Genomic DNA, 15,697 nt, shown 5'->3' on the forward strand with positions numbered 1-15,697 from the left:
ATATGCAGCCATATCAGACTAGCGTAGGAGATCAGATATAGTTAGTCAAAGACAATCACATACTGTCAGACTACCAATATCTCATCCAATTTTCGCATTTTGCAAGTGCTTGATAGTTAAGATAATTATCATTTGCAATTTTATACATTACGCTTAGTATAGTTTAGTCCATAGAGAATTTCTAAAGACCGTAACCTTATGGTCAAAAAAATTTGCCTCTGCCAGGAAACTCTAGCAACTATCAGCTAGTCTGTTTCTCAACAGAAGTAAAAAATCTTTATTGAGTTATATGATTACCAAGATTCCGAATAGTAATTATCAACAAAACAAATGCAGTTTTGATATTAGAGGAGATAAACGCAATCATTTTTTGCCAGGCAATTTATTTATAGGTTTATGTGCTGCCTTGCCTATTACCTTGGCATTACCGGTAGAAGCTTTGCAAGTACAGGTAAATCCCAAGAATCCCCGCCTGGGGGACACAGTTTCTGTAGTGATCAATTTAGATAATCCAGACAATACCAATAACCCAACCGTATCTGTTGGCGAGAAAACTTACCCAGCTTTTGAAGTAGCACCCAATAAGTATCGGGCATTTATCCCCACGACACCCCTAGAAAAGCCAGGCACTAGAAAAATTAGAGTATTTGGTGATGGTCAAGTTCAAGAATTATCTGTACCAGTAGCTACTCGTAAGTTCCCTGTACAGCGCATCACTTTACCACCAGGGAAATCTGCTGATGGTGCGACTGAATACGAACTCAACCGTGTTGCAGCCTTTAAAGCGTTACAAACATCACAAAAGTATTGGAATGGGCCATTCCTGAGACCAAATACAGGACGACTCAGCACACTTTATGGTGTACGTCGCTACTACAACGGGAAATTTGCCAATGACTACTACCATCGCGGTCTTGACTATGCTGGTGCAGCCGGTTCGCGTGTAGTTGCCCCGGCTGCTGGTAAGGTAGCTTTAGTAGGCAGGGTAGCCCAAGGATTTAGAGTTCATGGTAACGTAGTTGGCATTGACCACGGCCAAGGAGTTGTCAGTATTTTCATGCACCTGAGTCGAATTAATGTCAAAGAAGGTGACTTGGTAAAAGCTGGACAATTAATTGGCGCAGTGGGTTCTACAGGGGCTTCTACCGGGCCGCACCTACACTGGGGTCTGTATGTTAACGGTCAGTCTATTGACCCAACCTCATGGAAAAACAAAACTTTTGAATAATAGAGGCGTAATTAATCGTTTCTATTGTTGACTTTGTATATTTTTTGTCGATAATGAGTTAGACAAAATAAGTTTGAATCGGTTCCGTCCTTACCTTGCTTGGGTGGCTTAAATTTAAGATGAGCGTTATGAGTATCGAGAAAATTGTAGAACAAGCTCTCCAGGATGGTTATCTTACGCCAGCAATGGAAGCAGAAGTTGGACGCATCTGTGATAACGCCTCAGAACTCTCGATAGAAGAGTATATGGCGTTGGATAGGTTGATGGGAGCGTTATTGACTGGTGAGGTAGTGGCGGTTCCTCGCAAGCAGTTCATTAACGTGATGGAAGAGTTGGTATTAACCGAAGCGATCGCCAGAGTAGCAGAAATTGAAGCTACTAGCGAGAGTTCCATCGATGTCGGGGATATTGCCGCTTATGCCCTCAACCGCTTACCCCCCTTATACGCCACCACAGAAGAAGGTGCTAGCTACCAGCGCATACGCGCCAAAGCAGAACTTCAGGAATTAATCGCCCAGCAGGTAAGTGAGGCAATCAACCTTAATCTTGATCAGCCAAACGACAACAGAACACCTGTGTCCACAAAAACCACTGGCAATGAAGTCTTGCGTCAAGTTAGCAGTTTATTACAAGTCTACGCCCCTAGTTTTGAGCAGAAATCTTCATAATTAGTCAGTTGTCAGTTGTTAGTCGTTACTTTTTTGGTTTTACCACTGACCAATGACTACTTACAACTGACTAATCCTGTACTATCACAGGTGTCCCCACTTCTACTTGGTCATAAAGCAAACGGACATCAGAATTACGCATCCTCAAACAGCCGTGAGAAATAGCTGTTCCCAGAAGATGAGTGTCTGGTGTGCCGTGAAAGCCGATTTTATTACGTCCATCAGACCAAAAACCAATCCATCTTTCCCCTAAAGGACTATCAACACCAGCAGGGAACACTTTGCCTGTGATGGGGTGTCGCCAGATGGGATCATGTTCCATATGTGACACATTGAAAGTACCCGTAGGTGTTTCCCAACCCCTCTTACCTACAGCAATTGGGTAACTAGCTATCACTACATCTCCAGAATAAACATAAGTGCGGCGATCGCTTAAATCAACCACCACTTCCTTCTTGGCATTTTCTAGCTTATTAGATGTTTTTCTATGTGCCGCAGGTTGAGATAATCGTAACTGGCTTTGATCTGATAAATCGGCGTTTTTTCTTGACTCTGGTGTTAATAACTGTGTTTTTTTAGGTGAGTTAGTCGCTAAAGCTACATTTTGGCTAACAGTATCCGACTTATTATGAGATTTAATAGCCGAAGACTGCGGTTGAGATAGTTTATCTGGAGTAGTGGCACCAAAAGGTGCAGGTGCGCCAAAAGCGGTTTCGCCTAAACCCCCCTTATAAACCTCTCCAGGGCGGTTTGTTGTGGTGGAGACTGGCTTTTTAAACTGACCCTGCGCTGTAGTAATGCGCCAATGCACAGCTAACGATAATATGGCTGTGCCAAAGCAAAGAAACATTACCATACGCCCTACAGATTCATTTCTTACCATTGCCATCGCCTATTGTTTATCCCTGACATATTCAGCAGACTAATTGAATATTTTTATTCTCTAATTATCAAGAATTTATAAATTCTTATCTGTTCCCTCATAACTATGCCTATACACTTGGGCAGACTAAGGATATATAGGCATTACAAATAGACAAATTCTGGAGCAGAAATTTGTTTCGCTGAAGTGTCGAGGAGAGAATTTTTAACATCGAACTTATCGGCGGCACTTTCCAAGTGCAGCAATCAATCTTTAGTGGTGTGGGTGGGAGAAAGACCATGTTAGAAAAACTATGGCTAGCAGTCACGATTACATTTGCCCTCAATTTATTTTTTCAGGTTCACGTCCCTGATCAAACCAATTCTGGTGCTATTTATCAACAAAATATAGATACATCAACAACAATTTTGGTCAAAATACCGGAAAAATGACACTTTCCAGTTACTACAGTCCCAGAAATTTCTGATACTATGTTTTCCCAGTATCCGACTGAAAAGCATTAGCGAGGTAGTTTTTTAATTTGAGTTGAGAATTACTTTTTGTATCTAGATGATGTGCATCACTCTACCTCATTATTTTTTTAGGTTGGTATTATTACTAATAATAGAGTCTAATAGAGCTAGTTTCTGTCAGCCAAATAACTAAGTTTTCTATTTCATCATAATCAACATGGCTATTGCCCAAGCAAGAAAATCGGACATATCTCCTAGATTCTAGAAGACAAACTTGTACAGTTTCTGATGTCATAAATTCATATTTATATTGGGTTTGAAAGGTACTGAAATTATGACTTATTTTTCACTAAATTAAGATGCTTTAGAAATAGTAAAGTCAATCTGGTAAAATCGCCACAAAAATTATATAAAAATTACTTTCCTCCCTTTTTATCTTTCTTATACATAGATAATTTTCTATGAAAACCAGTTGCACAGTTACTTAATTAGTAGATAACAATCTGCATATTGATTAAATAGCCTTAATCATATATTTATGATTATGTCAACTATAATCAGTCACTTGGCATTAGCTCCACAACCATATGTAATATAGCCTTGACTGGGCAGATGAACAAAAATAATCCCCAAGAACAAGATTGACCTTGTGCGTCAGACCAAATGCACCCAATATCGCAGAAGTCAGTGTTACAGTCTTAAATCCGTCACGTAATTCAGGAACAAGCGGCCCATTAGCAGGTCTAATAGATAGGGATGAATTAACGCCAGTACGATCTATGAGTCAATCGATTACTGTATCCTGGTCAACGGTTGATGCGAGGTGTTCAGAAGCATCGGTGCAAGTTGACAAACTCTCTAACCACGATTTAATTTTGCGCTGTCAATTAGGGCTGCGTCCTGATCGTGTTGCGTTTGCCGAGCTATTGCGCCGCTATCAAACCCAGGTTGATAGAGTTTTGTATCACTTAGCCCCTGATTGGTCAGACAGAGCCGACTTGGCTCAAGAAGTTTGGATTCGCGTGTATCGGAATATTAACCGATTGCAAGAACCATCTAAGTTTAGGGGCTGGTTAAGCCGGATTGCCACTAATTTGTTTTATGACGAATTGCGTAAACGCAAGCGGGTTGTAAGTCCTTTGTCATTAGATGCTCCCCGTTCTGTAGATGATGGCGAAATGGATTGGGAAATTGCTGGAGATACACCAGGGCCAGAGGAAGAACTGACAACTAGAGAATTTTACGAACAACTGCGAGAGGCGATCGCGGATTTACCAGAAGTATTTCGCACTACCATTGTTCTGAGAGAAATCGAGGGTATGGCATACGAAGAAATCGCCGAAATCACAGGTGTATCCTTGGGAACAGTCAAGTCGAGAATTGCTAGAGCTAGATCCAGATTGCAAACTCAATTGCAAACTTATCTTGATGCCTAATTTACAATATCCTTAATCTATCCTGTGGGAGAATTTAACTATTGATTAAGAATTGTGAGGAACCTGTATCATGCCCTTGCCATCATTAAAAGAATTAATAAACCTCTCAAGGTTGTCCCCCTTCTGCCCGTGGATGAATTGGTAATAATGTTAGTATGACTACTGATTCTAATTTTAATGACCGTTGTCGGCGGCAATTTTCGAGAGATTTACCACAAAAGATGGCTAGGCATACCAACGAAGCAACGGGTGCTATGGATATGGTGAAGCGCGATCGCTTTGAATTATTGAGTGCTTACCTTGATGGAGAGGTGACAGCCGCAGAACGTCGGCAAGTCGAAGACTGGTTAGCCAACGATGTGGCAGTACAGCGCCTCTATTCCCGACTATTAAAGCTAAGGCAAGGCATACGAACTATGCCCATACCAACAGCCCAACAATCACCAGAAACAACAGCAGAGCAAGTATTTGCCAAAGTTAACCGCCGTTCTCGATTAGCTTGGAAATTAGGTGGTGCGGCTGTTGCAGCTTGTGTGATTGGTGCTGTTACTAACTGGCTACCAGGGCGGCAAACTGGCATACCCCAACTAGCCCAACAACCCCAAGAACAGCCTACTCAAGCTGTCACCACGCCAGATGCACTGCCCATGATAGCCTTGAACAACCCAGTAATTGAAATTCCTAAAGCGGCTGTAGCCTCACCTACCAAATTTATACAGCCGCAGCCACAACTAGGAGAGATTCCCCCAGATATCAACTAATCTCCAAATGTGTAGTCGGCAGTTTGGTCCCGACATCTATTGTGTCTACTCCACCAACCATCAGGTAAGTGAGTACCCTTTAGCATCTCCACTTTGGCTGGGTTCATTAAGTATACCCAAGCCCATCCGAGAGACAAACCCAGGGGATTTTTTACTTTAACCTCCAGGCGATTGTAAAGATTCTCTGACATTTCTCGCTCAGGCTGATAATCTTCTAGCGTGTCTAAAGCATCTAGAATCCTTACATCAGCAAAAGAAAGTAAATATCCATGAACGGTACTTTCCCCCGTCGTCATGGCTGGATAGCCCATTGGCAAAGCAAATAACTGGCCTAGTGTAGTTGCTTTTTCGGCTGACACTACCTTGCCAGCACAATATCTTTGATAATTTACTTCACCTGGTTTGAGAGTGCCGTAAACAAAAACCCGCACTCCGCCGGAAAATTTTGTTTTTAATTGTGTCATCCCTTTTTTAACCGACTGATTCCTTTGCCTACCATCATCTACAATATGTAGGCAAACAAGATTACAGAGCCAGTAGGAGAATTTTTGGTGGACTCCCGATACAACCCCGCAATACTTGAGGAAAAATGGCAAAAAACATGGGTAGAACTTGGTTTAGATAAGACCCAAACACAAAGCAATAAACCAAAATTCTACGCTCTATCCATGTTTCCCTATCCATCGGGCAGCCTACACATGGGTCACGTCCGTAATTACACAATTACAGATGTGATTGCCCGCCTCAAACGAATGCAAGGGTATCGGGTACTGCATCCAATGGGATGGGATGCCTTTGGCTTACCAGCAGAAAACGCCGCCATTGACCGTGGTGTACCTCCTGCCAACTGGACTTATCAAAACATTACCCAAATGCGGCAACAATTGCAGCGTCTTGGTTTATCTATTGACTGGGATAGCGAAGTTGCCACCTGTTCGCCAGACTATTACAAATGGACACAGTGGATTTTCTTACAGTTCTTGCAAGCGGGGTTAGCTTACCAAAAAGAAGCAGCCGTCAACTGGGACCCCATTGACCAAACCGTATTGGCAAACGAGCAGGTTGATAACGAAGGTCGTTCTTGGCGCAGTGGCGCGATCGTTGAGCGTAAATTGCTCAGGCAGTGGTTTTTAAAGATTACCGACTACGCTGAAGAATTATTAAACGACTTAGATAAATTGACCGGTTGGCCAGAACGCGTCAAATTGATGCAGGCGAACTGGATAGGGAAATCTGTAGGCGCATATTTAGAATTTCCCATTGTCGGCAGCACTGAGAAAATTGCTGTGTATACCACCCGGCCTGATACAGTTTACGGTGTTAGCTATGTAGTATTGGCACCAGAACACCCCCTCACCAAACAAGTCACCAGCAAAACTCAACAAGCAGTAGTAGACACCTTTATTCAAGAGGTGACAAATCAAAGCGAGTTGGAACGTACCGCCGAAGATAAACCTAAACGCGGTGTAGCAACCGGCGGTAAGGCAATCAACCCGTTTACAGGGGAAGAAGTACCCATTTGGATTGCCGACTATGTACTGTACGAGTATGGTACTGGGGCTGTGATGGGTGTACCTGCCCATGATGTACGGGATTTTAAATTTGCTCAGAGATATGATTTACCCATTGATTTTGTCATTGCAGCCCCTGATGATGTAGCAGGTTTTGACTTAAGCCCGACATCAGAGACAGAAGAAGTCACACAAGTCGTGCAAATAGAATATAACCAAGCATACACAGAGCCAGGAATCTTAATTAATTCCGGGGCTTTTACTGGTATGACTTCCACAGATGCCAAGCAAGCGATTGTGAAATATGCCACAGAAAAAGGTTTTGGCAAAGAACGTATTCAATATCGCTTGCGGGACTGGTTGATTTCTCGGCAACGTTATTGGGGCGCACCAATTCCTGTAATTCATTGTCCCAACTGTGGGATAGTACCAGTGCCAGACAAAGATTTGCCAGTTATCTTACCAGAAGAAGTGGAATTTACTGGACGTGGTGGTTCACCGTTGGCACAGTTGGAAAGCTGGGTAAATGTGCCTTGTCCTACCTGTGGTAGTCCTGCCAAACGGGAAACTGACACGATGGATACCTTTATTGATTCCTCGTGGTATTTCTTGCGGTTTACTGATGCTAGGAACGAAGCACAGGTATTTGAATCAGCAAAAACCAATGACTGGATGCCCGTAGACCAATATGTAGGCGGTATTGAACACGCGATTTTACACTTATTGTATTCCCGGTTTTTTACTAAAGTGCTGCGCGATCGCGGCTTGTTGAACTTTGATGAACCTTTTGAACGTTTGTTAACTCAAGGGATGGTACAAGGTTTAACTTACTTCAATCCGAACAAGGGGGGGAAAGATAAGTGGGTTCCTTCCCATTTAGTTAACCCCAATGACCCTCGTGACCCCCAAACAGGTGAACCATTGCAACGGCTTTATGCCACCATGTCCAAATCTAAAGGCAACGGTGTCGCACCAGAAGATGTGATTGCTAAATATGGTGTAGACACAGCACGGATGTTCATCTTATTTAAAGCGCCGCCAGAAAAAGATTTGGAATGGGATGAAGCTGATGTAGAAGGACAATTCCGCTTTTTAAATCGGGTTTGGCGTTTGGTGACAGATTATGTTGCATCTGGGGTCAACCCTAAAAATAAATCTGGTGAATTGAGCAAGTCAGAAAAAGATTTACGGCGGGCAATTCACAGTGCAATTCAGTCGGTGACAGAAGATTTAGAGGATGAGTATCAGTTTAATACTGCTATTTCTGAGTTGATGAAGTTAAGCAATGCCCTTACTGATGCTAACGGCAAAGATTCACGGGTCTATGCTGAAGGTATCCACACATTAGTGGTGTTGCTGGCTCCCTTTGCGCCACATATTGCTGAAGAATTGTGGCAACTATTGGGTAATAGCGAATCAGTGCATACGCAAACCTGGCCTGCTTTTGACCCAGCCGCTTTAGTTGCCGATGAAATCACTTTGGTGATTCAAGTGAATGGTAAGAAGCGTGCTGATATTCAAGTTCCGTCACAAGCTGATAAAGCTGAGTTGGAGAAATACGCCCGCGAATCAGAAGTTGTGCAGCGTCACCTGGAAGGTAAGGAAATTAAAAAGGTAATTGTCGTACCTGGAAAGTTAGTTAATTTTGTCGTTGGTTAACTATTTGTTTGTTTCTGGAGAAAAGCATGAACTTTAGAGGTCGGCGTACTAAAGTTGTCTTTTCCTCAGTCAGTTCATCATGACTGCCGTAATACCCACCAAGGGATTACGGCATTTTTTTATTGTTAAACACAGAGGTTTGACGAAAGCTCCGTGTTTTGTGGTTATGAAAAACATCTAATTGCCGATATCCTCATTCCATAGTTCAGAATTGGCTTGAATAAACTCACTCATCATCTGTTCGCATTCATCTAAATTTAAATCAATAACTTCCACACCGTGAGACACCATAAAATCTTTAGCGCCAGGAAAAGTTCTAGATTCACCGACGATGACTTTCTTAATACCAAATTGCACCACAGCCCCAGCGCATAAATAACACGGCATTAAGGTTGAATATAATGTGGTACCTCTGTAACTGCCAATTCTGCCAGCATTACGGAGACAATCGATTTCGGCATGAGTAACAGGGTCACGGTCTTGTACACGTTTATTATGTCCTCTGCCGAGAATTTTGCCATCTTTGACAAGCACGGAACCAATGGGAATACCTCCTTCTTGTCTACCTTGTGTTGCTTCTTGAATGGCGACCTGCATAAACTCATCCATTTTTTATCTTCCTTATATGACAAAACAACTAGTGTTAATGGATCATGATGGTGGTGTAGATGATTATCTAGCAACCATGCTCCTGTTGACGATGGAGCATATTCAACTCCTGGGTGTTGTCGTTACTCCTGCTGATTGTTATGTCCAGCCTGCGGTGAGTGCTACGCGTAAAATTATAGATTTGATGGGATTTTCTCATATCCCAGTGGCAGAAAGTACTGTACGCGGGATTAATCCTTTTCCTCGGCTGTATCGGCGTGATTCGTTTATTGTTGACCATCTGCCTATTCTCAATCAAAATGAATTGATTCATACACCTTTGGTTGAGGAAACTGGTCAAGATTTTATGATCAGAGTATTGCGAGAAGCGCTGGAACCCGTAACACTAATGGTGACAGGCCCACTCACAACAGTTGCAGTTGCTTTAGACAAAGCACCAGACATTGAAGCCAAGATTGACAAGATTGTGTGGATGGGTGGCGCTTTGAATGTTCCCGGTAATGTGGAAAAAAGTTTAGAGGCTGGACAAGACGGGTCTGCTGAATGGAATGTTTATTGGGATGCAGTTTCAGCTGTACGAGTATGGCAAAGCGAAATTAATATAATTATGTGTCCCTTAGATTTGACTAACAATGTACCAGTAACATCGGAGTTAGTATACAAAGTGGGGCGACAGCGCCATTATCCCGTATCTGATTTAGCTGGACAATGTTATGCCTTAGTTATCCCACAAGATTATTATTTTTGGGATGTGCTAGCAACGGCTTATTTAGGACAACCAGAATTTTATCAACTCCGTGAATGGGAGACAGAAATTATTACTAGTGGTTTGAGTCAGGGACGGACTAAAGTTGTCGCTGGTGGGCGCAGGATTTTAGCTATGGATAAAGTGGATAAGGATGCTTTTTATGCTTATATTTTGCAGCAGTGGGCAAGGTAATACAAATTCAAAATACCCTACGGGAAGCTGAAGCTACAAAATTCAAAAAAATGGATAGTTGAGAAATTGACATCCTAAAAAAAGTCCGCTTAAGCAGGCTTCATGAATGGAAATTAAGGGAACAAAAAAATGAATTGTCCGAAATTGATAATTTGGTAGGGTGCGTCAGTGCCATAGAACCTAACTATACTCAGAAATTGTTCATACTGATGCGCCCTACATTTTGGATATTTTTTTATCTGGAAGTCTCTAAGTTGTTTGGAATTATTTTTGCGCTCTATAAACTGGACTTACTTGACGATAAGTATTGAGTAATTCTAAGAATTTATCAAAATCAAAACTTAAGGGGTCAACTCTCTGGCTCGAACGGTCTACTGCTTTGTGTGTAGTGATGCGATCTTCTGGTACTTGGCTTTGAGCAATTAACCAAGCTAAGGAGTTATACTGCTCTGGGGTATAGCCACTATGAGATTTTAGGAAATTATTACCGCGTCCATCTGGTGGTGTTTCTAGAGAAACGTGATAGGCAAAATTATTGACAGATGGTGGTAATTTAGGATTAGTTTGCACAGTTTCAATACCGTCTGCGCCATCAAAAACTGAGTTAGCAGCGCCAAATGCTCGCTTTTCTGGCGGGACTAAATATAAAACAGTGCCATCTAATTTAATTATGGCATGGTAACTTGCTTGGACGTTTTCATCTGTATGGGGCGTTTGGAAAAAGTTAACTGCGCTAGTAGCAGAGTTACTAGTTTCATGGAGAACGATAATTGGTTGATTTTTTATCGGTAAACCATTAATATCTTGGGCATAACGTTCACCATAATTACTTGGATGTACAGCCGCAATTTCTAATTTTGGTTTGTATTCAGCAAACGCTTGAGTAGTTATATATCTATCAGAAGACTGATTAGTTATAACTGGAAAATTGCCAATATCTTGGGCTTTGCTACCTTGGTTTATTCCGGACTGGATTTGTATCTGAGGATATTGTCTCCAAGTAGCTATATCTGAGTTTGATGGTGTTGCTGTATTTTGCTGTAACTGTGTAGATTTTCCTGCTAATAACGCCAATATCAAAGCGGCTAACATCAGAAAAATTAGCGTAACTCTGGTAGCCCAGTCACGGAAATTCATTTTTTTATAATTAATAATGCTGCCTTAATCAATCTTAATATACTTCTCTTGTTACAGAATAGGTTATAAGTAGAATTTTTTTGGCAATAAAAAGTATTTCTCCAGGGAGATAAATACGGAGATTTAATATTGTTTAATTGTAGTTTTTTATTTTGAATTGCCCATTTATTTACATCCCGCATCGAATCTCTTGACGATAGGCTCATTATTACAGACAGGCAAATTACTAAATGAGATGGTAAAGAGCTATTTTGGACTGCTCTGGTTTTGTTGGTTATCGAAGGTATTGCTCTCTCAACAGTAATTCGATGTATGTCTGCCTCTATAACGGTTAGCGCATCTTCGCTTTGTATCGTTGGGGACAAAAGCAAGAAATTTTTCAAGATGTACCGAAGTGAATTTCGTATTTTGGATACAACCTTATTTTATATGAAATCGAGTCTTATAAAAAGCAAATTACTGTATATTAGCTAACGAAAATTATAATACTAAATATAGTATCTACCGCAAAACAAATAAATCCTTGAGATTTTATTTATTTTTTGAGTTTTAATTGAATTTACTGATATATTTAAATCAACACTTTAATTTATCTTGATTGTTCATCTATTAGCCATTTTTTGCTTGCCGCAGTATTTCTCAGACGTTTCAAATAAGCACTGAGGCATGGATCAAAGTATATTTTTAGATGTCTTAACTAGCTTGCAAAAATTATTTGTAGGTTACATTCCCGCCGCTATATTCGGCAGTTTCATTGGATATCTTATAGGTATAAATGTTGCTGTATATCAATTGATGCGGCGGATTTTTCAGATCCCTAATAGTATTCCTCCTATTGCCGTTCTCCCCCTGACATTGGTTATTTTTCAAGAGAGTGAATCAGCTATAGCAGTAGTAATTTTTATGGCTAGCCTTTGGACGATTACTATTAATACTGCTATGGGAATTCAACATTTCCGTAGACAAAATAATAACTTTCGCGCCGTTATCTTTCATACATCTCATGCACTGAAAGTAGGAATTTGGGTAGCGTGGTTTACTGTGATCGCTATAGAAATGTTACTCGCATCTAAAGGACTTGGTGCTTTGTTGTGGAATAGTTATAAATCAGGTAATAGCAACTACATAATTGAGGGCATACTCTACATTGGTATTATTGGATTTTTGCTAGATCAGTTTATAGATTACACAGGTTATCTTCTAGCCCAAATGGTAACAGATAGCAAGAAATCTTCCTGAAGTTTACTTTACTTTGCCTCGAAAGCGTACGAATCCGTAAGATTCTGGTGGATTCCCACTACTAGTTGCAGGGGGTAGGTTAGGTAAAATAGAATTGCGAGTAATCTCTACTACCAAAGCCCCATTAGTATTGCTACCAATATTGTTGCAAAAACTGGGTGTATTAGGATCATTAGCTGGGTAGAAAGTGGCGCGATCGCTATCACCAATACTACTAAAATATACAGTAGGGTTACTAGAACCCACAGCCATCGCCATACCCTGATCTGAACCTGTTAAACCACCATCATTAGGACTCAAACCATTAAAAGCATTAGCAAGAAAAGCTACGTTATTGGGTACTAAATCACAAAATTGCACTTTCGTAGCATTACTTTGACCATTAGATAGGAAGTAAATAGTGTACTCTAACTCATCTCCCGGCTTGACAGTCCCAGCATTAATTAATCCTCGTAAATACCCAACTGGCCATTTAGAATCATTATCATCAGTGTCTCCTGGTGCAGCTACATAATTAGTAGCAGTCGTAGCCACACTACTCATCCCATCTACAATATCAGTTAAATCTTGGTTATTAATGCGAGTAATGCGTTTCACCAAAATTAAACTCGGAGCATTGTTATTACCAATAATATTTGTCTGGTCATCATCAGTATTATTACCAGGAGTAATATCCCCACCACCGGCAACAGTAGCGGTGTTAATTAAAGTAGATGGTGCATTATTAGCCACATCCACTGTTAAGGTAATTGCCGGATAACTCGCGCCTGGATTGAGTACATCGCTACGGCTACAAGTTACAGTTTGTCCGGAAATACTACAGTTCCAACCCGTACCACTAACTGCTGTGGGAGTTAAACCCGCAGGTAAGTTATCCGTTACGGTAACAGTATTGCCATCAGTTGCACCAGCCCCACTAGCATTACTAACAATAAGAGTATAAATTTGCCCTGTATCGCCCTGGTTAAAATTCCCTGTGTGGGTTTTAGTGATACTCAAATCTGGAGGAGTAATAATATTCGCAATATCAGGGGGACTAGTATTATTCGTATTATCACCGTCACCACCACCAGATACAGTTGCTGTGTTAGTCACACTAGTAGCAGTAATGCCAGAATCAATCGTCACATCGATGCTGATATTAGGATAATTCGCACCTGGATTAAGTACATCACTGCGACTACAAGTTACCGTTTGTCCAGAAATTGTACAAGTCCAACCATTACCTATTGCGGCGGTAGGAATAATTCCAGTTGGAAGAGTATCTGTGACTATAACTTGAGTACCATCAGTAACATCACCACCAGAATTAGGCACAGATATCACATAAGTACCTGTACTACCCTTAACAAAATCAGTTGGTGTATGGGTTTTACTAATTTTTAAATCAGGACTAACAATATTTAAGAAATTATTAGCCACATTACTAGGAAAGAATGTCCATTGGTCTAAACCTTTCGTATCCCCAAATGAGCCATTACAGACAGTATTGGCGTTACCTAAGTTACCACTTTGACCAAAAGCACGTTGATTTGTAGTAGTATCAAAGCCTGTAATTTGATTACTGAATCTAATAGTAGGCGCGCCCACACCACAAAGAGGATTATTATTATCAATATCAGTTTGTGTTGCTGTTGAATGAACAATAGAACCATTCTTAGTTCTATACACCCGGTCATCATAAAAACCCGTGGTGGGGCCAAAACCTGGTAAATCAGTAGGGTATGAAGCTGGAGGATTAAGTAAAGTGACTGTTGGACCACCAAAGAAATTATTTTCTGCGTCTAATACCGGAAAGTGATATTCTCCAGCATTAATTCTGATATTAAACTGATAATTAGTACCAATAGGAAAGAAATTACGCACATTATCCCTACCATCCCAACTAACAGTTTGTGTACCTGATGAGTTCATATAACCCCTTAAAACTCGGTTCTTGGGGTTTTTGGGGTCAAAATCAGTGCTACCACTACCTCTAACTACAATTTCATAAGTTCCTGTAACAGTGCTATTAAAGCTAAAAGTACCACCATTACCAACTTTGCTATTGTTACCCGAAAGATTACCCGTAAAACTGGGATTACTGACACTGGGAGGAATTGGACTAGTGGTAATACCCACACCTTGAAAATTGCCAAAGCGGTCATAACGATTAATCAAACCTAAAGCATTAGGATCAAGCAGATTAAAAAATGTGGGAAATTGCGGACGTGCTAAAGATGCACCACCTTGGATGTTAGATACGTTACCATTACTACCAACAACGTTACGGTATAAAGTTGAGACACCATCACTATCAAAAAAACCGACTTCATTACCATAAAGAACAAAACCGTTGGGGTCTAAACCTCTAATTTCTGTTCTATATCTATAACCGTCTGTGGTGACAGGATAAACAGTTGAATAGACTGGTCTGCCATTACCTGCTGTAAATAATGCTAAATAATAAGAAAATAAACGTCCGGTTGAGTCTGTAGTGGAACTGGTACTACTACGAACAGTTACATCCCAAGCTGCTACACTACTTCCTTGGCTAGAGTCAAAATTAGTACTACTAGTTAAATTTATCTCTGCTGTTACCCCACCATCACCACTAGCATTAAATCCTGCGGGGCCAAAGATAACAACATCATAAATGCCAGTAGAGGGAGCTTGATAGTAGCAAGCTGTATATCCGCTAGTATTCCCTGTACCATTAATACTTTTTGGCCCCGCTAATTCCTCGGTTCTGCTATTAATCTTGCCTCGTCCAGCTTGAGAAGTACATTGAAAACTGGGTATACTAGGAAAAGTTTCACTACCTACCTGACCTGTAACTAAATTAGGGTTATAAACATAGATATCACCAGTGGTTGTGACATTATTACTAGTGCGAGTGACACCCACAGCACTAGAACCTAGTAGGATGTATTCACCAGCCTGGGCATAAACTTTTAATAGTGTTCTTCTTGTAATTAAGTTACCTGTCTGTTCTGTCCGCCATTCTAAGTTAGCTCGATATGCAGTCCCAGGGGAAGAAGCAGGATATAAATTGCGGCTGCCTTCGGCTTGGACGGGTTGGATACCAATAGCTACAATACCTATACAAAGAGATGCAATTGTACTAAAAGATTTGATATTTTCTATTTTTTTTGATGCTTTCTGATTAGTTGGGCTGCGATTCATAATTTTATA

At 40.9% G+C, this 15,697-nt stretch carries 13 protein-coding genes; 8 read left to right on the forward strand and 5 right to left on the reverse strand.

Features of this window, described 5'->3' with window-relative positions; all coding sequences use genetic code 11:
- Positions 1-289 precede the first annotated feature (289 nt).
- Together GSQ19_RS04430 and GSQ19_RS04435 are read left to right on the forward strand one after the other, a co-directional pair.
- On the forward strand, positions 290-1,228 hold the full coding sequence (locus GSQ19_RS04430) for a M23 family metallopeptidase (protein ID WP_011321585.1): 939 nt from the start codon (positions 290-292) through the stop codon (positions 1,226-1,228).
- Positions 1,229-1,356: 128 nt separating this feature from the next.
- Positions 1,357-1,896: a late competence development ComFB family protein gene (locus GSQ19_RS04435; protein ID WP_010997428.1), complete on the forward strand. Its 540-nt coding sequence runs from the start codon at positions 1,357-1,359 to the stop codon at positions 1,894-1,896.
- 70 nt (positions 1,897-1,966) lie between these two features.
- Here GSQ19_RS04435 and GSQ19_RS04440 read toward each other — a convergent pair whose 3' ends face one another.
- Positions 1,967-2,785 (reverse strand): L,D-transpeptidase, encoded by an 819-nt coding sequence (locus tag GSQ19_RS04440; protein WP_011321587.1) that lies wholly within the window; start codon positions 2,783-2,785, stop codon positions 1,967-1,969.
- Between the two features lie 230 nt (positions 2,786-3,015).
- Here GSQ19_RS04440 and GSQ19_RS04445 point away from each other — a divergent pair, with 230 nt between their 5' ends.
- The 3 genes from GSQ19_RS04445 to GSQ19_RS04455 all read left to right on the forward strand — a co-directional run bounded on the left by GSQ19_RS04445 (position 3,016) and on the right by GSQ19_RS04455 (position 5,428).
- Positions 3,016-3,210: a hypothetical protein gene (locus GSQ19_RS04445; protein WP_011321588.1), complete on the forward strand. Its 195-nt coding sequence runs from the start codon at positions 3,016-3,018 to the stop codon at positions 3,208-3,210.
- An 800-nt stretch (positions 3,211-4,010) separates the two neighbouring features.
- Positions 4,011-4,667, forward strand: a complete 657-nt coding sequence (locus GSQ19_RS04450; RefSeq protein WP_011321589.1) for a sigma-70 family RNA polymerase sigma factor — start codon at positions 4,011-4,013, stop codon at positions 4,665-4,667.
- A gap of 155 nt (positions 4,668-4,822) precedes the next feature.
- Positions 4,823-5,428 carry an anti-sigma factor family protein gene (locus GSQ19_RS04455; protein ID WP_011321590.1) on the forward strand — a complete coding sequence of 202 codons (606 nt, stop codon included), beginning with the start codon at positions 4,823-4,825 and terminating at the stop codon, positions 5,426-5,428.
- Here GSQ19_RS04455 and GSQ19_RS04460 read toward each other — a convergent pair.
- Positions 5,425-5,892, reverse strand: coding sequence for a gamma-glutamylcyclotransferase family protein (locus GSQ19_RS04460; protein ID WP_041456514.1), 468 nt, complete (start codon positions 5,890-5,892; stop codon positions 5,425-5,427). The genes GSQ19_RS04455 and GSQ19_RS04460 overlap by 4 nt on opposite strands.
- Before the next feature lie 87 nt (positions 5,893-5,979).
- Between GSQ19_RS04460 and leuS the strand changes: the two genes are divergently transcribed.
- The gene (leuS, locus tag GSQ19_RS04465; RefSeq protein WP_011321592.1) at positions 5,980-8,598 is read left to right on the forward strand and encodes a leucine--tRNA ligase; all 2,619 of its coding nucleotides are present in this window, start codon (positions 5,980-5,982) and stop codon (positions 8,596-8,598) included.
- A gap of 177 nt (positions 8,599-8,775) precedes the next feature.
- Here leuS and GSQ19_RS04470 read toward each other — a convergent pair whose 3' ends face one another.
- On the reverse strand, positions 8,776-9,207 hold the full coding sequence (locus tag GSQ19_RS04470) for a nucleoside deaminase (RefSeq protein WP_011321593.1): 432 nt from the start codon (positions 9,205-9,207) through the stop codon (positions 8,776-8,778).
- Between the two features lie 16 nt (positions 9,208-9,223).
- On the opposite strand from GSQ19_RS04470, the gene GSQ19_RS04475 reads away from it, so the two are divergent.
- Entirely contained in the window at positions 9,224-10,147 is a 924-nt protein-coding gene (locus GSQ19_RS04475; RefSeq protein WP_011321594.1) for a nucleoside hydrolase, read from the forward strand.
- A 264-nt stretch (positions 10,148-10,411) separates the two neighbouring features.
- Here the strand turns inward: GSQ19_RS04475 and GSQ19_RS04480 are convergent, their stop codons facing one another.
- Complete coding sequence (locus tag GSQ19_RS04480) at positions 10,412-11,284, reverse strand: N-acetylmuramoyl-L-alanine amidase (protein WP_011321595.1); 873 nt, start codon at positions 11,282-11,284, stop codon at positions 10,412-10,414.
- 666 nt (positions 11,285-11,950) lie between these two features.
- Here GSQ19_RS04480 and GSQ19_RS04485 point away from each other — a divergent pair.
- Positions 11,951-12,523: an ABC transporter permease gene (locus GSQ19_RS04485; RefSeq protein WP_011321596.1), complete on the forward strand. Its 573-nt coding sequence runs from the start codon at positions 11,951-11,953 to the stop codon at positions 12,521-12,523.
- Between the two features lie 3 nt (positions 12,524-12,526).
- On the opposite strand, the gene GSQ19_RS04490 is transcribed toward GSQ19_RS04485, so the two are convergent.
- Complete coding sequence (locus GSQ19_RS04490) at positions 12,527-15,688, reverse strand: DUF11 domain-containing protein (protein ID WP_153228336.1); 3,162 nt, start codon at positions 15,686-15,688, stop codon at positions 12,527-12,529.
- Between the last annotated feature and the right edge of the window lie 9 nt (positions 15,689-15,697).

This window comes from Trichormus variabilis 0441 (genome assembly GCF_009856605.1).
Classification (GTDB): domain Bacteria; phylum Cyanobacteriota; class Cyanobacteriia; order Cyanobacteriales; family Nostocaceae; genus Trichormus; species Trichormus variabilis.

Excerpts from the sequence above, each read along its gene's own strand:
- GSQ19_RS04430 (WP_011321585.1), top strand. The coding sequence starts at position 290 with ATGATTACCAAGATTCCGAATAGTAATTATCAACAAAACAAATGCAGT.
- GSQ19_RS04435 (WP_010997428.1), top strand. The coding sequence starts at position 1,357 with ATGAGTATCGAGAAAATTGTAGAACAAGCTCTCCAGGATGGTTATCTT.
- GSQ19_RS04440 (WP_011321587.1), bottom strand. The coding sequence starts at position 2,785 with ATGGCAATGGTAAGAAATGAATCTGTAGGGCGTATGGTAATGTTTCTT.
- GSQ19_RS04450 (WP_011321589.1), top strand. The coding sequence starts at position 4,011 with ATGAGTCAATCGATTACTGTATCCTGGTCAACGGTTGATGCGAGGTGT.
- GSQ19_RS04455 (WP_011321590.1), top strand. The coding sequence starts at position 4,823 with ATGACTACTGATTCTAATTTTAATGACCGTTGTCGGCGGCAATTTTCG.
- GSQ19_RS04460 (WP_041456514.1), bottom strand. The coding sequence starts at position 5,892 with ATGACACAATTAAAAACAAAATTTTCCGGCGGAGTGCGGGTTTTTGTT.
- GSQ19_RS04470 (WP_011321593.1), bottom strand. The coding sequence starts at position 9,207 with ATGGATGAGTTTATGCAGGTCGCCATTCAAGAAGCAACACAAGGTAGA.
- GSQ19_RS04475 (WP_011321594.1), top strand. The coding sequence starts at position 9,224 with ATGACAAAACAACTAGTGTTAATGGATCATGATGGTGGTGTAGATGAT.
- GSQ19_RS04480 (WP_011321595.1), bottom strand. The coding sequence starts at position 11,284 with ATGAATTTCCGTGACTGGGCTACCAGAGTTACGCTAATTTTTCTGATG.
- GSQ19_RS04485 (WP_011321596.1), top strand. The coding sequence starts at position 11,951 with ATGGATCAAAGTATATTTTTAGATGTCTTAACTAGCTTGCAAAAATTA.
- GSQ19_RS04490 (WP_153228336.1), bottom strand. The coding sequence starts at position 15,688 with ATGAATCGCAGCCCAACTAATCAGAAAGCATCAAAAAAAATAGAAAAT.